This is a genomic window from Nocardia sp. No.11 (genome assembly GCF_038752175.1).
GTDB classification, from domain to species: Bacteria; Actinomycetota; Actinomycetes; order Mycobacteriales; family Mycobacteriaceae; genus Nocardia; species Nocardia canadensis.
Window position 1 is genome coordinate 29322 of sequence record NZ_JBCGFB010000030.1, and the last position, 19539, is coordinate 48860.

General features: G+C 71.0%; 12 protein-coding genes. 6 read left to right on the forward strand and 6 right to left on the reverse strand.

Going from position 1 to position 19539, the window contains the following annotated elements:
• Positions 1 to 134: 134 nt before the first annotated feature.
• A complete protein-coding gene (locus V8688_RS12305; RefSeq protein WP_218719322.1) occupies positions 135 to 1229 on the reverse strand; it encodes an Lrp/AsnC family transcriptional regulator in 1095 nt (364 codons plus the stop codon).
• Positions 1230 to 1328: 99 nt separating this feature from the next.
• Between V8688_RS12305 and V8688_RS12310 the strand changes: the two genes are divergently transcribed.
• From V8688_RS12310 to V8688_RS12325, 4 genes are all read left to right on the forward strand, one after another.
• Positions 1329 to 2630, forward strand: a complete 1302-nt coding sequence (locus tag V8688_RS12310; RefSeq protein WP_342800829.1) for an amidohydrolase — start codon at positions 1329 to 1331, stop codon at positions 2628 to 2630.
• Between the two features lie 96 nt (positions 2631 to 2726).
• On the forward strand, positions 2727 to 3545 hold the full coding sequence (locus V8688_RS12315; RefSeq protein ID WP_218719323.1) for a GNAT family N-acyltransferase: 819 nt from the start codon (positions 2727 to 2729) through the stop codon (positions 3543 to 3545).
• A gap of 5 nt (positions 3546 to 3550) precedes the next feature.
• Complete coding sequence (locus V8688_RS12320) at positions 3551 to 4501, forward strand: lysophospholipid acyltransferase family protein (protein ID WP_218719324.1); 951 nt, start codon at positions 3551 to 3553, stop codon at positions 4499 to 4501.
• Between the two features lie 439 nt (positions 4502 to 4940).
• Entirely contained in the window at positions 4941 to 11051 is a 6111-nt protein-coding gene (locus tag V8688_RS12325; RefSeq protein WP_342800830.1) for an amino acid adenylation domain-containing protein, read from the forward strand.
• Here the strand turns inward: V8688_RS12325 and V8688_RS12330 are convergent.
• Both V8688_RS12330 and V8688_RS12335 read right to left on the reverse strand, forming a co-directional pair.
• Entirely contained in the window at positions 11048 to 11695 is a 648-nt protein-coding gene (locus tag V8688_RS12330) for a Rid family hydrolase (RefSeq protein ID WP_218719326.1), read from the reverse strand. The genes V8688_RS12325 and V8688_RS12330 overlap by 4 nt on opposite strands.
• Before the next feature lie 28 nt (positions 11696 to 11723).
• Positions 11724 to 13289, reverse strand: a complete 1566-nt coding sequence (locus V8688_RS12335) for an FAD-dependent oxidoreductase (protein ID WP_218719382.1) — start codon at positions 13287 to 13289, stop codon at positions 11724 to 11726.
• A 255-nt stretch (positions 13290 to 13544) separates the two neighbouring features.
• On the opposite strand from V8688_RS12335, the gene V8688_RS12340 reads away from it, so the two are divergent.
• Positions 13545 to 15077: an APC family permease gene (locus V8688_RS12340; RefSeq protein ID WP_342800831.1), complete on the forward strand. Its 1533-nt coding sequence runs from the start codon at positions 13545 to 13547 to the stop codon at positions 15075 to 15077.
• On the forward strand, positions 15074 to 15808 hold the full coding sequence (locus V8688_RS12345) for a helix-turn-helix domain-containing protein (protein ID WP_316575677.1): 735 nt from the start codon (positions 15074 to 15076) through the stop codon (positions 15806 to 15808). Before V8688_RS12340 ends, V8688_RS12345 begins: the two co-directional genes overlap by 4 nt.
• 47 nt (positions 15809 to 15855) lie before the next feature.
• On the opposite strand, the gene V8688_RS12350 is transcribed toward V8688_RS12345, so the two are convergent.
• From V8688_RS12350 to V8688_RS12360, 3 genes are all read right to left on the reverse strand, one after another.
• The gene (locus tag V8688_RS12350) at positions 15856 to 16707 is read right to left on the reverse strand and encodes a 3-hydroxybutyryl-CoA dehydrogenase (RefSeq protein WP_218719329.1); all 852 of its coding nucleotides are present in this window, start codon (positions 16705 to 16707) and stop codon (positions 15856 to 15858) included.
• A gap of 246 nt (positions 16708 to 16953) precedes the next feature.
• Entirely contained in the window at positions 16954 to 18447 is a 1494-nt protein-coding gene (locus V8688_RS12355; RefSeq protein ID WP_218719330.1) for an amino acid permease, read from the reverse strand.
• Complete coding sequence (locus V8688_RS12360; RefSeq protein WP_316575676.1) at positions 18447 to 19526, reverse strand: Glu/Leu/Phe/Val dehydrogenase dimerization domain-containing protein; 1080 nt, start codon at positions 19524 to 19526, stop codon at positions 18447 to 18449. Before V8688_RS12360 ends, V8688_RS12355 begins: the two co-directional genes overlap by 1 nt.
• Positions 19527 to 19539 lie beyond the last annotated feature (13 nt).

A 19539-nucleotide genomic window follows, 5' to 3' on the forward strand; every position in this document is an offset into this window, starting at 1 on the left:
GCCGGACTATCGCAAATGTCGGCCATTGCGGGCGCGCTGGTGCCGAATACGGGCGGAGAAGGTTGTTTTGCCGAGGATAATCGCCACCGGCGGGGCCCGGCTCGCGCTGCGCGCCGGCGGCGGGCCGCCGGGTTCTATCGATCGGTGGGTGAGTCGGCCGCCGTGGCGCGCGTGCGCAGGGCATCGACGAGCGCGTCCTCGGCTCCGGAAGCCGTGCGGTCCGCCCAGCGACCGATCGGAATGTGGCGCAGGTAGCGCCCGTGGGGGTCGAGCAGGGTAGCGCCGATCTTCAGCGGCCACAGCGCCATCGACCGATCGGCGATGGCGAGGTCCGGCATGGCTTCGGTGAGCCGCGCCTCGAAGGCGGGCATATCGGCCATCGTGCGCAGCCAGACGTTGAAGATCAGATTGCGCGGCCCGGTCATCGAGTAGCACATGCGGGTCTCGCGCATCGCCGCGATCGCGTGGCCGATCTCGGCGGCCCGCGCCAGCGGCGTTGCGGCCCAGAAGGTGACGCTGAGCGGCCAGCCCGACGCGAACCGCGCCACTTCGCAGCGATAGGCGATGGCGTTGTCGTGGTCGAGTCGCGCCAGTCGCCTGCGCACGGTGGTCGGGCTCATCCCGGTGCGCTCGGCCAGAGTGGTGACCGACTGCCTGCAGTCGCGACTGAGTTCGGTCACCAGCGGGATGTCGGCGGCGTGGATGGAGCCGTAACCGGGCGTGCGGCGCTGGGTCTGCGCCGACAACGCGGTGTGGGCCATCCGGGTCCGATCGAGCCGCCAGCGGCTGCCCTCGGTGAACGAGGTGGTCACCACCTGCGAGCGGGTGGTGACCACACCGGCGAGGGCGCCGAGCCGGAAGGTGACATAGCGGGCCAGGGACGCGTGGTCGAAGAAGGCCGCGGTGATCATCAGGTCGCGCGCACCCGTGGTGAGTTCGACGGTCACCAGGTTCACATCGAGGGCGAGTTCGGCCGCTACTTCATGCAGACGTCCTGGAGCACAGTCGATTTCGATGACGGCGAGGATCGGCGACACGCCGTCGATGCTGAGCGGATAGCAGGTGAGCCAGGCCAGGCCCTCGCTGTGCAGCCGCGCCCAGCGGCGTGCCGCGGTGGAGCCGTCGATGCCGAGGGCACGTCCGATCTGCTGCCACTGTGCCCGCGGCGCCACCTGTAGGGCCGCCACCAATTCGTAGTCGAGCTCGTCCAGCGTGGCGGAATTCTGCATAGTTGGGCCTTTCAACGGCGAGATCCGGCAAATTGTATCGGTCCGGCGACTCGATCGGCACCGTGAAGCGGCCCAGCCCTTCCATCCGAGGAGCCCACCGTGGTGAACGAACTCAGCGCGCTATCGACCCCGTCCCCCCTCGCCGGGCTCGGTCGAACGATCGTCCCGGCGACCACCGAGGACCCCTGGCAGCGGGTGTACCGGCAGTTGCACGCCCATCCGGAACTGTCGGGCAGGGAATTCGCCACCGCGAGCCTGGTAGCCGAACAGCTGCGCGCGCTGCCGGGCTGGGAGGTCACCGAACGGGTCGGCGGCACCGGGGTGGTCGGGGTCCTGCGGGGCGGGCCGGGCCCGGTCGTGTGGATGCGGGCCGATATGGACGCTCTGCCGGTGCACGAGGACACCGGACTGGACTACGCCTCGACCGTGTCCGGTGTCATGCACGCATGCGGACACGACATACACGTGGCCGCGTTGCTCGGTGTCTGCGCCGAATTGGCCGCCGGCGATACCGTCACCGGTACCGTCGTCGCGATCTTCCAGCCCGCGGAGGAAACCGGCGCGGGTGCGGCCGGCATGTTGAACGACGGTCTGCTGGAGCGCTTTCCACGCCCGGATATCTGTCTCGGGCAGCACGTCGGGCCGACCCCGGCCGGACTGGTCCTCACCCGCAGCGACACCCTGATGGCGGCATCGGATTCGGTGCGGGTGCGGCTGGCGGGCATCGGCGGACACGGGTCGAGTCCGCATCTGGCCGTGAATCCGCTGACCATGGCCGCCTCGCTCGTCCTGCGCTTGGACGGCCTGGTCGCGCGTCAGGCGGCCGTAGGGTCGAGTCCGGTGCTCACCGCGGGTTCGTTGCACGTGGGCACGCGGCCGAACATCATTGCCGAGAACGCCGAACTCCTGCTCACTCTGCGCACGTTCTCCGAGCGTTCCCGCGCGCAGATGATGGAGGCGATCCGGCGGGTCGTCGCGGCCGAGGCCGCGGCGGCGGGTACCGCCATCGCGCCGGAGGTCGAGTTCTACGACCACTTCCCGATGACGGTGAACACTGTGGGCGCCACCGAGCGGGTGATGGCCGAACTCGGCGCGACCGGGTTGGCTGTGCTGCCCTTGAGGAACCCGCTCAGCGGCAGTGAGGACTTCGGTCTCCTCGGCACGGCGGCAGGCTGTCCGTCGGTGTTCTGGAACATCGGTGGCTTCGGCCCCGATCGCTTCGGCCCCGACGACGCGGCGTATATGCTGGCCGAAGGCACGGTACCGCCGCATTTCCCGGTCAATCACTCCTCGCGTTTCGCCCCCGATCCGGCGGTGACGCTGCCCGCCGCGATCGCCGCGATGGGCGCTGCCGTACGGGCGGAACTGGGTATCGGCGAATGTTGTGCGGCCGTGAAATGAACGCTCGGTGTGACCCCCATCTCGTTCACCGAACGGGCATCGACACGACACCGATGTGTCGCCCCGATGCCAGCTCGGACTGGCTTCATCAGCGGTATGACAATTTCGTCCGTGTTGACCGCGCCGGCGCCGGACTCCGGGGTGGGGAAGTCTCGGTACAGTCTGGTCGTCGCGTCCGATGCCGAGCACAGGGAGGCCGCGCAGCGGCTCCGATTCCAGGTCTTCGCCTCCGAACCCGGGTTCCGGATGCCCGACAACGGCACCGGCCTGGACGCCGACCGGTTCGACGAGCACTGCGACCACCTGCTGGTCCGTGACGAGTTCACCGAGCAGTTCGTCGGCTGCTACCGGATGTTGCCGCCGGACAAGGTGACCGCCGCGGGCGGGTACTACACGGCGACCGAATTCGATCTCACCCAGCTCGACCCGACCGGTCACCGGATCGTCGAGATGGGCCGGGCCTGCGTGGTGCCCGACCACCGCAACGGCTCGGTGCTCACCCTGATGTGGGCGGGGATTCTGCACTACATCCAGCTCACCGGCTACGACTGGGTGATGGGCTGCGTCTCGGTGCCCATGCAGGACGGCCCTCAGGACCCGGCCGGGGTGAACGTGCGCGGCGTGCGTGACCTGCTGCTGGGCCGCCACGCCTGCGACCCCGAGCGCCGGGTGCACCCGCACCGCCCGGTCGTCGTCGACGGGCTCTGCCTCGACGAGCTGACCCCGCCGAGCCGCCCCAAGCTCCCGCCGCTGCTGCGCGGATACCTGCGCCTGGGCGCCGAGATCTGCGGCGAACCGGCCCACGATCCCGATTTCGCCGTCGCCGACTTCGTCGCGCTGCTCGGCATGGAAACCATCAACACCCGGTATCTGGAGCGGCTGCAGAGCGCGGCCGCCAATTTCGACGGGAAGTAATCACCATGGTGTTCGACGCGCCGCCCGCCACTCACTCGCACTCGTGGATGCCGTCGAGCCCCTGTGGTTCACGCTGCATCGAACCGATCGACCAGGTCGGTACCGCCAGGACGATCGCCCGGCTGGCCGGGGTGATCGGCCTGGTGCTCACCTTCCCCGTGCTGACCGCGGCGACGCCGAGGTCACGCCGGGAGAACGTGCAGCGCCGGTATGCCCGCGCCGCACTCGGTTGCCTGGGGATGCGACTGCGCATCATCGACAACCGCACCCCCGAGCAGGGCGCGTCGACGGCAGGCTTCGCCGAGCCGGGCACCGCGGTGATGGTGGTGACCGGGCACATCGGCTGGGCCGACGTGGTCGCCCTGGCCGCGGTGCAGCCGGTCGGCTTCGTCGCCCGCGCCGACATGGTCGAGTGGCCGGTGCTGGGCAAGCTGGCCCAGCTCACCCGGGTGATCCCGATCGAGCGGGCCCGCCTGCGCGAATTGCCGGGCGTGGTCGGTCAGGTCGGGCGGCGGCTGGCCGAGGGCAACCGGATCGCGGTCTTCCCGGAGGGCACCACCTGGTGCGGGCGGGCCTACGGCTCGATGCGCCCGGCCATGTTCCAGGCCGCGATCGACACCACCACCCCGGTGCAGCCGGTTCGGCTGCGCTACCTCGACCGGCACGGCGTCCCGTGCACGGTGCCCGGTTTCGTCGGCGACGACAGCTTCGCCGATTCGGCGAAGCGGGTACTGCGCAGTCGCGGCATGGTCGTCGAGATCTCGCTCGAGCCGCTGGAGCACCCGGGGTCGGACCGCCGCGATCTCGCGCGGCGGTGCGAGGCCGCCGTGCGCGGTACGGACCGCTCGCGCCACGGCGTGCGCGACACCGAATGGATCGAAGCGGGCAACACCCGCGTGCAAGATCCGTCGGTCGATCAGCGGACGCCGGAAAAGGTATCGGCTACTGCCTGGTAACCGATTGCCGGTGCTTCTCGTCCTTTACCGGGGACCGCGCTCGCGGTCTCCGGTAAAGGCGTTCGTCTGACCGAATTGCGGAGGATTCGCAGGTCCGAGACCGGCGGGGAATCGGCGCGAAATGTGAAACAGTCACATCCGCCCCAAAGTCGTTCGCGCAGCATATGACCTGCGTATGACGTGGGTTACATACCGGGCAGTTGGCTATACCCAACCATTGTGAACTGAAACCTCCAAATTGCCGCTGCGCCAAAATTGATGAGATATTTGCGGTACCGTCACGCAGGATTTTCCCGATACCCCGGTGTAGCCGAGAGTCCAGGCGACGTTCGAGCAGTGCGATCGCAGGGGTGATCGATGGTGAAGGGAAGCATTACCGGTGACCGAGCAAGCTTCTGGCGTACGTCGTCCCGCCGCGCGCCGCGGCCGTCGATCGCCGGTGTCCACCCTGCCCCGGCTGCTGATGGCCGCCGTCGAGCGCGCACCGGAGGCGCAGGCGCTGAGCCTGGCCGGACGCGTGCTCACCTACACCGAACTCGACCAGCAGTCCTCGCAGCTGGCCCGGGTGCTGATCGAGCGCGGTGTCGGCCCCGGTGACCGGGTGGTGCTGGCACTGACCCGATCGATCGAGTCGATGGTGGCGCTGTGGGCGGTGGCCAAGACCGGCGCCGCGTTCGTGCCCGTCGACCCGCGCTATCCGGCCGAGCGGGTCGCGCACATGCTCGCCGACTCCGGCGCCGGATTCGGCGTCGCCCTGGCCGCCGACGCCGCCCGGCTCGACGCCGGACTGCGCTGGCTGGCCCTGGACTCCGCCGAGTGCCGCGACGAGCTCGAGCGCGCCCCGGACGCGCCCGTGGTCGCCGGCGACCGCACCCGCAGGCTGTTCGGCGAGGACATCGCCTACATCATCTACACCTCCGGCTCGACCGGCGTGCCGAAGGGCGTCGCCGTCACCCACACCGGCCTGGCCGGGCTGTGCGCCGAGCAGATCCGCCGCTTCCGGATCACCGGCGCGTCCCGCACGCTGCACTTCGCCTCGCCCAGCTTCGACGCCAGCATCCTGGAGCTGCTGCTGGCCATCGGCGCCGGCTCGACGATGGTCATCGCGCCGCCCGACATCTACGGCGGCGACGAGCTGACCGACCTGCTGCGCGCCGAACGGGTGACCCACGCCTTCATCACCCCCGCCGCGCTCGCCGGTGTCGACGGGTCGGATCTGCCGGACCTGGCCGCGATCGTCGTCGGTGGCGAGGCCTGCCCGCCGGAGCTGATCGCGCGCTGGTCGCCGGGACGCAACTTCTACAACCTCTACGGCCCCACCGAGACCACCGTCGCGGCCTCGATCAGCGATCCGCTGGCCCCCGGTGACCTGATCACCATCGGCGGCCCCATCCCCGGCATGACCGCGGTGGTCCTCGATGCCCGGCTGCGGCCGGTCCCGGACCGCACCCCCGGCGAGCTGTATCTGGCCGGTCCCGGTCTGGCCCGCGGCTATCACGAGCGCGCCGGGCTGACCGCGGCCCGTTTCGTCGCCGATCCGATCACCGGTGGCCGGCTCTACCGCACCGGCGACCTGGTGAAATGGGAGTTCACCGCCGACGGCGACCCGCAGCTGACCTTCCTCGGCCGCACCGACGCCCAGGTCAAGTTGCGTGGCTTCCGCATCGAGCTGGGCGAGATCGACGCGGTGCTCACCGCCGACGCGTCCGTCCGCTTCGCGACCACCCTCGTGCGCACCCTGCCCAGCGGCGTGGACGCGCTCATCGCCTACGTCGTGCCCGCGGCGGCCGCCACCGTCGACTCGGCCGCGCTGACCCGCCTGGCCGAGCGGCGTCTGCCCGCGCACGCCGTCCCCGCCGCCATCGTGCCCATCGAGCGGCTGCCGCTCACCCCGGTCGGCAAGCTCGACTACCGGGCGCTGCCCGAGCCGGAGCTGACCGCCCGCGCCTTCGCGGCTCCGCGCACCGGCACCGAGGAGTCGGTCGCCGAGATCTTCGCCGACCTGCTCGGCGCGGGCCCGATCGGCCGCGACGACGACTTCTTCGCCCTCGGCGGCAACTCGCTGCTGGCCACCCGCCTCGCTGGCCGCCTCGGCGCGAGCACCGGCGTGCGCGTGCCCGCCCGTACCGTGTTCGAACACGGCACCGTCGCCGACCTGGCCGCCGCGCTCGACGCACTCGTCGGCGAGGCGGCCGTGCGGGTCCCGCTGACCCGGCGTGCGCGCGGCGAGCGGGTACCGCTGTCGCTCGCCCAGCAGCGCATGTGGTTCATGGCCCGCCTCGACCCCGGTTCCAGCGCCTACAACATCCCGGTCGCGCTGCGGCTGTCCGGCCCGCTCGACACCGCGGCCCTGACCGCCGCTCTCGACGACGTGCTCGACCGCCACGAGGTCCTGCGCACGGTGTACCCCGAGTACGACGGTCAGGGCTACCAGCGGGTGCTGTCGGTGGCCGAGGCCGGGCTCGACGTGCCCGTCACCGCGATCGCCGAGTCCGACCTGCGGATGGAGCTGGCCCGGCTGACCTTCGGCGGCTTCGATGTCTGCGCGCGAGTTCCCGTGCGCGCCGCGCTGTTCCAGCTCTCGGCGACCGAACACGTGCTGGCCGTGGTGGTGCACCACATCGCCACCGACGGCTTCTCCCTCGCTCCGCTCACCCGTGACCTGGTGACCGCCTACGCCGCGCGCACCCACGGCGCGGCGCCGGACTGGGCCCCGCTGCCGGTGCAGTACGCCGACTACACCCTCTGGCAGCAGGAGATGCTCGGCGCGGCCGAGGATTCCGGCTCGCTGCTGGCCCAGCAGCTCGGGTACTGGCGCGAGGAACTCGCGGGCACGCCGACCCTGCTGGAGCTGCCCACCGACCGGCCGCGTCCGCCGATCGCGGGCAGTCGCGGCGCCGCGCACCACTTCGCGGTCGACGCGTCGCTGCACCGGGCGCTGGACACCCTGGCGCGCGACCACAACGCGTCGCTGTTCATGGTGGTGCGGGCCGCGCTGTCGGTGCTGCTCGCGCGCATCGCGGGCACCGACGATGTCACCGTGGGCGCGCCGGTCGCCGGTCGTGGTGAGCCCGAACTCGACGACCTGGTTGGCATGTTCGTCAACACTGTCGTGCTGCGCACCCGCGTCGACGCCGCCGAACCCTTCACCGCCCTGCTGGATCGGGTCCGCGAGACCGACCTGGCCGCCTTCGCCCACGCCGACGTGCCGTTCGAACGTCTTGTCGCCGAACTGGATCCGCCGCGCACCCAGGCGCATCACCCGCTCTACCAGGTGGCGCTGTCGTTCCAGAACTTCGGCGGCGCCCGGCTGGAACTGCCCGACCTGGCGGTCTCGGCCGTCGACCTGGGCGACGAGGTCGCGCCGGTCGATCTGCAACTGACCGTCGTCCCGCACGAGGACGCGGCGGGCCCGGCCGGACTGCGCTGCTCCTGGCGCTATGCCACCGATCTGTTCGACGAGTCGACCATGGCGACGCTGGGTCAGCGCCTGGCCGGGCTGCTGGCCGCGGCCGTCGCCGCGCCGGACCGCCCCGTCGGCGACCTGCCGCTGCTGACCGAGGCCGAACGCGGCGAACCCGCGGGCGAGGAGCGGCTGGTCCCCGAGGCGACCCTCGCCGAGGCCGTCGCGACGCAGGCGCTGCTGCGCCCGGACGCGCCCGCCGTCACCTTCGCCGAATCGACGCTGACCTACGGCGAATTCGCGAGCCGGGTCAACCGGCTGGCCCGGCTGCTCGTCGCCACCGGCGTCGGCCCCGGCACGACCGTGGCGGTCGCGATCCGGCCGTCGATCGACCTGGTCGTCGCCATGTACGCGGTCTTCACCGCCGGTGGCGCCTACGTGCCGATCGACCCGGACGCCCCGGCCGAGCGCCGCGCCGACATCGTGTCGGTCGCCGCCCCGGTCTGTGTGCTGACGACGGTGGCCGACACCGTCGAGGTGGACGGTCTGCCGGTCGTCTCGGTCGATCTGGTCGCGAACTCCGGTGCGCTGTCGGCCTTCCCGGACCGTCCGCTGACCGATGCCGACCGCCTGCGCCCGCTGCGCGCGCTGGATCTGGCCTATGTCATCTTCACCTCCGGGTCCACCGGCAAGCCCAAGGGTGTCGGGGTGCCGCACTCGGCCATCGTCAACCAGGCGGCCTTCATGGTCGGCGAGTACGCCGTGGGCACCGACGACACCGTCCTGCAATCGATTCCGTGGACCTTCGACGCCTCGATGATCGGCTTCGCGACCCCGCTGCGCGCGGGCGCGCACATGATCGTGGCCGCCGCGCCCGGTCTGACCGACCCGGCCTACCTCGCCGGTCTCATCGCGCGACATCGGGTCACGGGCACCACGATCGTGCCGTCGGTGTTGCAGATGCTGCTCGAGGCGGCGCCGTCCGGCGCGTTGCGCTCGGTACGCGCGGTCTGGGTCGGTGGCGAGGCGCTGCCCAACGCCACCATCACCCGCTTCACCACCGCCACCGCGGGCAGGCTGCACAACCTGTACGGACCCACCGAGGCGACGGTGTCCATCACCGCCGCCGATGTGACCGATATCGGCGACGGCATCGTCCCGATCGGCACGCCGCACTGGAACTCTCGCGCCTACGTCCTCGACGCCCGGCTGCGGCCGGTGCCGGTCGGCACGCCCGGTGAGCTCTACCTGGCCGGCGCGCAGCTGGCGCGGGGCTACCTCGGCAGCCCGGACAAGACCACCGAGCGCTTCGTCGCCGATCCGTACGGTCCCGTCGGTGAGCGCATGTACCGCACCGGTGACCTGGTCCGCAGGCTCCCCTCGGGTGACCTGACCTACCTGGGCCGCACCGACGTCCAGCTCAAACTGCACGGCCTGCGCATCGAGCCCGGCGAGATCGAGGCCGCGCTGCGCGCCCACCCGGCCGTCGCGGGCGCCGCGGTGACGGTGCACCATGAACAGCTCGTCGGCTACGTCGTCCCGGCCGCCGGGCAGACCGTCGACCTCGCCGATGTGCAGGCCGTGATCCGAACACTGTTGCCGCCGTACATGATTCCGCACCGGCTGCTGGAGCTGGCCGAGTTCCCGCTCGGCGCCACCGGCAAGCTCGACCGCAAGGCGCTGCCCGCGCCCGCGGTGCGACAGCGCGAGTACCAGGCGCCCGCGACCCTCGACGAGGAGATCGTGGCGGCGGTGTTCGCGCAGGTCCTCGACCTGGAGCGGGTCGGCCGCGACGACGACTTCTTCGTCCTCGGCGGCACCTCGCTCTCGGCGATCCGGGTGCGCGCCGCGCTCGCCGAGCGCCTCGGCATCGAGGTGCCCCTGCGTCTGCTGTTCAGCTACCCGCTGGTCAGCGACCTGGCACTGGCCGTGCGCGACGAATCCTCGGCCTCGGCGGCGGGCCCCGATCCGGCCGTCGACACCGTCCTGGACCCCGCGATCGATCTCACCGGCTGCGCGCCCCAGCGCCCCGGCGATCCGGCGACGCTGCTGCTCACCGGCGCCACCGGGTTCCTCGGCAGCTTCCTGCTGCGCGAACTGCTCGAGCAGACCCGGGCGACGATCCACTGCCTGGTCCGGGCCACCGACGACGCGAGCGCGGTGGACCGGATCGTCGCGACCGCCGCGAAGTACAGCATCGATCTGACGCCCTACCGGGACCGGATCGTCGGCGTGCCGGGCGATCTGGCGCAGCCGAGGCTGGGCATCGAACAGCTGCGCTTCGCCGAACTGGCCGCGCGGGTCGACGCGATCTATCACAACGGCGCGCTGGTCAACCATCTCGAGCCGTACGCCCGGATGCGCGACGCCAATGTCGGCGGCACCACCGAGGTGCTGCGCCTGGCGACCACCACCCGGGTCAAGCCGGTGCACTACGTCTCGACGTTGTCGGTACTGGCCGGTATCCCGCAGGACAGCGGCGTGCCCGGCGGTCTGCCCGGTTACGCCATGACCAAGTGGGTCGCCGAGCAGCTGGTGCACACCGCGATCGAGCGCGGCATCCCGGTCGCCGTCTACCGGCCCGGCCTGATCACCGGCGACTCGCGCACCGGCGTCGCGCCCGCCGAGGACGCCTGGTGGACCATGCTGCGCGCCATGCTGGTGCTCGGTGTCGCCGTCGACGTGCGCGCGATCGGCGTCGAGATGGCCCCGGTCGACCACGTCGCGGCGGGCATCGTGCACCAGTCGCGTGACGCCGCCGCGATCGGCAACATCTACCGGGCGGCGGGCGCCCAGGTGCCGCTGCAGGTGGTCTACGAGGAGATCCTGCGCCGTCACTACCGGTTCGACTTCATCGACCCGATGGAATTCGGCCTGACCCTGACCTCCGCCGCCGAACGCGCGGACGCCGATCCGATCCTGGCCCGCGCCTCGGCCCTGAGCGGCAACTACGCCGCCGCCACCGCCGCGGCGACCCCCGCGACGGTCCTGAGCGCGGTCGAATCCGCCGCCCCCGCCGAGCCCTACCGGGGGTTGCCGATCGAGTTCCCCGCGGTCGACGCGACCGTCATCAGCCGCTACTTCGACCATTACATCGAGACCGGGTTCTTCCCCGCACCGGACGCGGGCACCCTGGCGCCGGCCTAGGCGTCCGCCGGGAACACCGCGTCGACCTCCACCTCGACCAGCCAGCCCGCGACCGGCAGGCTCGCCACCTCGAGCGCGAACCTGGTCGGCCGCGCGGCATTGCGGACCAGGGGAGCGGCGGGGGCGGCGGTGCCGAGCGGGACGAGCTCGGTATCGCCGGTGTCGAGGTTGGTGTTGGCGAAGAACTGGCGGTAGGCGCGGTTCCAGCCCGCGTAGTCGGCACGGTCGGTGCCGGGAGCGTTGTCGAGGAACACCCGCATGGTGACCACGTCGTCCAGGGTCAGTCCCTGAGCTTCCAGGTTCTCCCTGATCCGGGCCAGTACCGACATCCCCTGCGCCTCGGTGACGGTCACGCCGGGCCCCAGCGTGCCGCCGGCGAATTGCTGGGTGTCGATGAAGGATTCGGGACTGCCGGTGGGGGCTGTCTTGTTGAGCGCGGTGGGGCCGATGCCGCTGGTCTTGTAGACGGCGGCGTCGGCGGCGATCACCACGCCTTGCGCGATCATCGGAGTGGCCTGTCCCGCTTCCAGAATCGACGAGCTCGGGGCCTGCTTCGGGGTCTGGGCGGCGTCGGAATCGGCGGAACAGCCGGTGAGGGTGAGGGTCACGAGGGTCGTCGCGGCGACACCGATCAGGGTCTTCATGGTGGGTCTCCTTGTCCGAGTGGGTTGTTCAGGCGGCGACGCGGGCGTGCAGCGCGGTGACCACATCGCGGGCCGAGGTGAAGGCGCCGTGCTGCCAGGCGATCGCGTTGGACAGGTGGTCGCCGGCGAAATACACCCGTTCGACCGGCGCGAGCAGCGTGGTGTATTCCGGCGTGGCGACCCCGCCGTGCGCGTCGCTGCCGGACCAACCGACCCACGCGCCCTCGGAATACTTGGTGCGCCGCCAACTGCCGGAGAACGACGAGGCGATATCGCGCCCGTACTTCTCGCCGTGGATGGCCGAACCCTCTTCGACCGCCTTCGCCAATCGCTGGCGGTGGGTGAGGGATTCGAAGGCCTGATGCCGTTTGCCGGTGTTGTAGTAGCCGACCACCACACCGCGTTCGCCGTGGTAGTGGTCGTACGGGAACATGATCTGCGCGATGTCCTTGTCGGTATTGGTCGCGCCGCCGTAGATCCGGTCCTCCAGCTCCCACCAGCGCCGCGAGTACTCGATGCCGAGCTTGCCGGAGGACACCGGGATCGCCGCTTTCAGCGCCGTCAGCACGCCGGCGGGCAGATTGGTGGCCAGGCGCCCGACGAGATTCGGGGGCAGCGTGCAGATGCAGTAGTCGGCGTCGATGGCCTGCTTCGCACCGTCCTGGGTGTACTCGACCCGCACCCCACCCGGGGTGTTCCGCATGGCCGAGACCTCGGCGCCGAAGCGGATCCGCTCGGTGCCGATCTCGCGCTGAAAGGCGGTGTAGATGCGGTCCATGCCGCCGACCGGGGTCATCATCATCATGGCCTGGTCGTAGCCGAACTCGAAGCTGAAGTTGCGGCCGAGACCGCTGCGGATGGTGTCGGACAGGGCGAACGGCTTGCGCTGGTCGCCGAAGTTCAGTCCCGCACCGGGTTCGGAGTCGTAGCCGCGCCGGGGCGAACCGAGATAGCGGCCGTCGCTGGACAGATCGCCGAAGTCGCGCAGGAACGAGGCCAGCGCCTCTTTGTCGGCGCCGGTGAGCACATCGTCGAGCGCGCCCCGCGACGCTGCCTTCTGCAACAGCTCCGACAGGTAGCCGTACATGTCGGCCTTGGCCGCCCGGTACTGCACCGACTGCCCGGAGATCGGCGTCGCGCTCTGGTAGTTGACCAGGGTGTTGGCGTTCTGATTGCCGAAGGGCTGGACCTCGACCCCCAGTTCGCGGCAGTAGTCGAGGGTGATGTGGCCCTGCGGAATCCGCGTGGCGCCCAGATTGAAGTAGTGCCCCTCGGCGAACGTGCAGGTCTGGGTTTCGCCGTTGAGGTCGGTCTCGGTCGTGCCGTTGCGTACCGACCACACCCGCCCGCCCGGCCGCTTCCTGGCCTCGAGCACGGTCACGTCGTAGCCCGCCTTGCGCAATTCGTAGGCCGCGCACAGTCCGGCGGGCCCGCCACCGAGGATCGCGACCGACGCGCCCGCGGCCGACGTGCCGAGAAGATCGCCCCTGGCGGGGGACCGGAACGGCACCTGCGCCGTGGCGGGCGCCAGACCCAGCGTCGACAACGCTCCGTAGGCCAGCCCCGCGCCGCCGGTGACCCCGAGGCTCTGCATGAATGATCTTCTGGTGACTGCCATGGGGCGCTCCGTCCGCTGATCCGCGATGTCCGTTCCGTGAAAGTCTCGAAGGGCGCTGCGGCGGTGGCGCTACGCCGGGGAAAACGTTCACCGGGTGGCGAGTGAGAGGGGCGGCGGCACTTTCTCGCTCGGTGTCCACCGACGGACTCACCACCGCAATATCGCCGAAACCCGCTCTGGTTAGGGTCGCCCGCACCGGCGAGCACGCGTCGCCGGCGTGGGAGGTGTGTGGTGACTGCTCTGGCCGACGCGGTCGCGAGGTCGTTCGCGGCGGGCGAACCCGAACGGCCCGCGGTGTCGCCGTTGCGCGCGCTGGGCCGCAGGCAGCTCTCGGGTGTCGCGCTGCTCGGTCAGTCGGTGGCCACGACCGCGCCCGCCGCCTCGATGGTGCTGCTGCCGGTGACCATGCTGACCCACGACGCGCTGCTGCCCGGGCTGGTCACGATCGTCGTCGCGACGGTGGTCGTCACCCTGATCGCGCACTGCCTGGCGCAGTTCACCCGGCGGCTGTCCGCGGCGGGCGGGCTCTACACCTTCGTCAGCCACGGCGCCGGGCCGCGGGCGGCGCTGACCTGCGGGGTCGGCATGCTCGTGAAGTATCTCGGCAGTGCCGCGCTGACGATGTATCACGGCTCGCAGACCGCGCTGGCGCTGGCCGCGCAGCTCGGAATCACTGTGCGCGGCTGGGGGATCGGCGCGGTCTACCTCGCCATCGCGGTGCTCGTCGGCGCCGTGCTGGTGCGGGGTGTCCGGTTCGCCGCGATCGCGATCCTGGCGGTCGAGGCGTGTTCGCTGAGCTTCATCATCGGTCTGATGCTGGTGTCGGGGCCCGCGGTGCCGATCACCCCGGTCGCGCCGAACGTGCCCGCGGTGCTGGCGATCGCGCTGTCGGCGCTGTTCGCCCTGGCGGGATTCGAGAGTGCCACCTTCTTCGCGCCGGAGACGCGGCGTCCGCTGGTGACGGTGACCCGCACCGTGCTGTGGACCCCGATCCTGTGCGGTGCCCTGTTCATCTTCGCGTCCTGGGCGGCCTGGTCGGGGCGCGCGGGGACGGTGGTCAACGCGTATCTGCACGGCACGGCGGGCGGAGCCGGCCTGCTCGTGGTGATCCTGCTGGACGCGGGACTCACGTGTTCGTGGCTCGGCTCGTCGATGGCGTCGTCGAATGCCGCCTCGCGGCTGGTCTATTCGATGAGCGTGGAGGGTGTACTGCCGCGGGTGTTCGGCCGGGTGGGCGCGCGGCTGCGGACCCCGCACGTCGCGTTGATCGTCAGCACCGGCACGGTCGCGGCGGGCGGTCTGCTCTTCGTCGCGCTCGACGGGGTGCCCATGCCGGTGAAGACCGTCGTGCGGACCGCGCTGGCGCTGTCCTACATCCTGGTCGCGGTGGCGGCGGTGCGGTTTCTCGCCCGCATCGACGAGCTGAGCCACCTGGATCGCTACGCGGGCGGGACCGCGAGCTCCGTCCTCGCCGTCGTCCTCGGGTATCTGACGGTCTCCGACGCGCGGCACGGTGTCCTGATCGCGCCCGTGATGGTCGTCGCCGTGTTGCTCGCGGGCGCGCTCTGGTACCGCTATCTCCGGCGGGCGCATCCCGAAAGCCTCCGCGCCATCGGGGTTTTCGACAGCCCCGAGTCGGCCGACGTCTTACCGGGCGCCGGGGTGTTCGCCGTCAACGCCCGCGGCGCGATCGCCCTGGTCGGGGTGCGGCGAAACGGGGGGAATCAGGCCGGGCGGCGGCGGTTCGGCCCCGGCGAACGATGACCGCGACGACCCGCCGCGACGGCCCGACCGGACACGAGCCGCGCGCTGTCCAGAAGGCCCTGGCCCTGCTGGAAGCGGTGGCGCGGCTGGGCTCGGGCGCCACCGCGAAGGAGATCGCCGCGCAGACCGGGATCGCCCCGGCGACGGCCTATCGGCTGCTGAATCTGCTCGTCGCCGACGGCTACCTGGTGCGCATCGAGGACCTGTCCGGCTTCGCGCTCGGCCGCCGCACTCGCGAATTGGCCGGTGCCGCACCCGAACCCGCGACCGATCACCGTCAGGTACTCGAGGATGTGCGTGCCCAGGTGCGCTTCGGCATCCATCTCGCCGCGTTCACCGGCCACCGGATCCGGATGATCGACAAGGATCCCGATCACGAGCTGAGCGGGGAGAAGATTCTCGTCCGCCATCCGCATGCCTCGGCCATCGGCAAGGTGCTGATGGCACAGCACCCCGAGCTCGCCGAGGGCCCACTGCGCCGGGTGACGACCTTCACGATCACCTCCCCGGCCGAACTCGCCGCCGAATTGCGGCGGGTCAGCGCGCGCGCCGTCGCCACCGAGGTGAACGAATGTCGCGTCGGCCGCAGCGCCGTCGCGGTGCCGGTGCGCGCGACCGACGGCACCGTCGCGGGCGCGCTGGCGGCCATCGGCACGACCGGCCGGCTACCGGTGCACGACCGCGATCTCATCGACCTGCTGGCCGCCTCGGCCCTGCGGGTGAGTTTCTGAGGGGAAGACCCCGCGGGAGCCGCGCAGCCGGCTCCCGCGGGACGCGATCACTTCGCGTAGTCGTAGAACCCGCGGCCGGACTTGCGGCCGAGGCGGCCCGCGTCGACCATCCGGCGCAGCAGCGCGGGCGGGGCCAGGTGCGGCTCGGCGAACTCGGCGTAGAGCGACTCCGAGGCGGCCAGGGCGATGTCGAGGCCGACGGTGTCGAGCAGGGTCAGCGGACCCATCGGGTAGCCGCAGCCGCCCTTCATGGCCGCGTCGATGTCCTCGGCGGTGGCGTAGCCGGACTCGAGCATCCGGATCGCCGAGCACAGGTAGGGGATGAGCAGCGCGTTGACGATGAAGCCGGAGCGGTCACCGGCCTGCACGGTCATCTTGCCCAGGGTGTTCTTGGCGTAGTCGGTGACGGCCGCGGCCGCCTCCGGCGCGGTCACCAGGGTCGAGATGATCTCGACCAGCGGCATCACCGGCACCGGGTTGAAGAAGTGCACGCCGACCACGCGCTCGGGACGCTCGGTGGCGCCGGCCACCTTGATCACCGGGATCGAGGAGGTGTTGGTGGCGAGGATGCCCTCGGGCTTGACGATCTTGTCGAGCTTGCCGAAGATCTCGTACTTGACCGACTCGATCTCCGGCGCGGCCTCGATCACCAGGTCACGGTCGGCGAACTCGTCGATGTCCAGGGTGACCCGCACGCGCGCGATCGCCGCGTCGGCCTCCTCCTGGGTGATCTTGCCGCGGGACACGCCCCGGCTGATCGAGCTCGCGATCCGCTGCTCGGCCGCCTCGGCGAACTCCGGCTTGGTCTCGAGCACGAGCACCGAGCTGCCTGCCTTGGCACACACCTCCGCGATGCCGGCACCCATGGTGCCGCCACCGATCACTCCGATCAACTCCACTGCAGAACTCCCAACATCGCATTGCCCTGGCTGTCCCGGGGATTATTTCACCCGAGCTGGCACTGAGTGCCACAGGCTGTCGAAAGCGCTGGCCACCGGGGGCACGGACGCCCACCGGGCCGCCACCGCCTCGATGGTCGAGCGGTGGCGGCCCAGCGGGTTTCGGCTATCGGACGGGCGTCAGCTCCGGCTCGGCCGGCTCCCGTCGCCCGCGACCGAGGACCGAGTGCCGACGGCCGTAGGCNGCTATCGGACGGGCGTCAGCTCCGGCTCGGCCGGCTCCCGTCGCCCGCGACCGAGGACCGAGTGCCGACGGCCGTAGGCGAAGTAGACGACGACACCGAGGGCCATCCAGATCACGAAGCGCAGCCAGGTCTCGATCGAGAGGTTCACCATCAACCACACGCACGCCAGCGCGCCGAGGACGGGCACCACCGGAACGAACGGGACGCGGAAGCCACGCGGCAGATCGGGGCGGGTCCGGCGCAGCACCAGCACACCGACCGACACCAGCACGAAGGCCACCAGGGTGCCGATATTGACCATTTCCTCGAGCGTGCCGAAGTCGACGAACCCGGCCAGCAGCGCGCAGACCACGCCCACGATCACGGTCAACCGGACCGGCGTGCCCTTCTTCCCGGTCTGGGCCAGGCCGCGGGGCAGCAGCCCGTCGCGGGCCATGGCGAACAGCACCCGGGTCTGGCCCAGGAACATCACCATGACCACCGTCGACAGACCGGCCAGCGCGCCGATCGCGATGATGTTCTTCACCCAGGTGGCACCGTGGATGGCGAAGGCCGTCGCGAGGGTGGCGTTGCCGTCGGCCAGCGCGGTGTAGGGGACCATGCCGGTGAGGATCAGCGAGACCGCGATGTAGAGCACGGTCACGATGGCCAGTGAGCCCAGGATGCCGCGCGGGATGTCGCGCTGCGGGTTGCGGGTCTCCTCGGCGGTGGTGGCGACCACGTCGAAGCCGATGAAGGCGAAGAACACCAGGCTGGCCGCGGCGAGCAGGCCGTACCAGCCGTAGCTGGTGCCGCCGGAGCCGGTGAGGAAGGCGAACAGCGACTGCCGCAGGCCCTCGGCCTTCTCCGACGGTGCCGACGGCGGGATGTAGGGGGTCAGATTCGACGGCGTGAAGTAGGTCGCGCCGACCACCAGGACCAGCGCGATCACGCCCAGCTTGATCGCCACGGCGATGGCCGACACCCGCGAGGACAGCTTGGTCCCGGTGGCCAGCAGCACGCCGACCACCGCGATGATCAGCACCGCGCCCCAATCGAAGTGCAGCGAGCCGATCTGCACCACCGGCGCCGACGACCCGAGCACATTGCCCAGATACTGCGACCATCCCTTGGCGACCACCGCGACCGCGAGTGCGAACTCCAGGATCAGATCCCAGCCGATGATCCAGGCGATGACCTCACCGAAGGTCGCGTAGGCGAAGGTGTACGCGCTGCCGGCGACCGGCACGGTCGAGGCGAACTCGGCGTAACACAGGGCCGTCAGGCCGCAGGCGACCGCCGCGAAGACGAAGGCGAGCGAGACCGCGGGTCCCGCCACCGTGCCCGCGGTGCGCGCGGTGAGGGTGAAGATGCCCGCGCCGATCACCACCGCGACACCGAAGATCGTCAGGTCCTTGGCCGTCAGATCCTTGCGCAGCTTGGACTCCGGATCGTCGGTGTCCCGGATCGACTGCTCGACCGATTTGGTGCGGAACAAGCCGCTCGTGCCGGTCATCAGAGCGACCGGGGGATGGCGTCGAGCCGGCGTTCGGCGAACCGGTTGGCGGCGGCGCCGGTCCCGATCCCTGCCGACAGCGCGGTGGCGATGATCTCGCGGCAGCGCGGGTAGATGTCGGCGACCTCGGCCTCGACCTCGGCCGGAGCGGCGCCGCGCAGTTCGCCCGCGACCTGGATGAGGCCGCCGCCGTTGGCGACGAAGTCGGGCACCCAGGTGATGCCGCGGTCGCTCAGCGCCTGCTCCACCTCGGGGGTCGCGAGCTGGTTGTTGGCCGCGCCGCAGATCAGCTTGGCCTCGATCGTCGGTGCGCTCGCCGCGGTGAGCGTGGCGCCCATGGCGCACGGGGCGTAGACGTCGACCGGGGCGGTGGCCACCGTGGACAGCAGCCGCACGGCGGGCTGTTCGTCGGCGATGCGCCGCAGGGCCGCCTCGTTCACATCCGTGACGCAGACCTCGGCGCCGTCGGCCAGCAGCAAAGCGGTGAGCTCGCGGCCGACCTTGCCGACGCCTTCCACGCCGACCGTGCGACCGGCCAGTGTCGGTGCGCCCCACACGGATTCCGCCCCGGCGCGCATCGCGTGAAAGACACCGAGGGCGGTCAGCCTGGCGCTGTCGCCGCTGCCGCCCGCGGCGACGCTGCGGCCGGTGACGTAGCGGGTGTGCCTGCCGATGACATCCAGGTCATCGGTGTCGGTGCCCACATCGCCCGCGGTGATGTAGCGCCCGCCGAGGGTCTCGACGAAGCGGGCGTAGGCCGCCAGCAGTTCTTCGCTCTTGGCGGTCGCCGGATCGCCGATGATCACCGCCTTGCCGCCGCCGAGGTCGACCCCGGCCGCGGCGGCCTTGTAGGTCATGCCCCACGACAGCCGCAGCACGTCCTGCAGCGCCGCGGACTCGTCGGCGTACGGGTAGAAGCGGGTGCCGCCCAGGGCCGGACCGAGCGCGGTCGAGTGGATGGCGATGATCGCCTTCAGCCCGGACCTGTCGTCCTCGCAGAACACCACCTGCTCGTGGGCGCGGGCGCTCAACTCGTGCGATCGGCCGAAGACTCCCGCTTCGGTGTGCACAACGGTCACTGTCGATTCCTTT

What these genes read in the sequence shown, in the direction of transcription:
- V8688_RS12305 (WP_218719322.1), bottom strand. Translation starts at nt 1,229, where the DNA reads ATGCAGAATTCCGCCACGCTGGACGAGCTCGACTACGAATTGGTGGCG.
- V8688_RS12315 (WP_218719323.1), top strand. Translation starts at nt 2,727, where the DNA reads ATGACAATTTCGTCCGTGTTGACCGCGCCGGCGCCGGACTCCGGGGTG.
- V8688_RS12320 (WP_218719324.1), top strand. Translation starts at nt 3,551, where the DNA reads ATGGTGTTCGACGCGCCGCCCGCCACTCACTCGCACTCGTGGATGCCG.
- V8688_RS12330 (WP_218719326.1), bottom strand. Translation starts at nt 11,695, where the DNA reads ATGAAGACCCTGATCGGTGTCGCCGCGACGACCCTCGTGACCCTCACC.
- V8688_RS12335 (WP_218719382.1), bottom strand. Translation starts at nt 13,289, where the DNA reads ATGCAGAGCCTCGGGGTCACCGGCGGCGCGGGGCTGGCCTACGGAGCG.
- V8688_RS12345 (WP_316575677.1), top strand. Translation starts at nt 15,074, where the DNA reads ATGACCGCGACGACCCGCCGCGACGGCCCGACCGGACACGAGCCGCGC.
- V8688_RS12355 (WP_218719330.1), bottom strand. Translation starts at nt 18,447, where the DNA reads ATGACCGGCACGAGCGGCTTGTTCCGCACCAAATCGGTCGAGCAGTCG.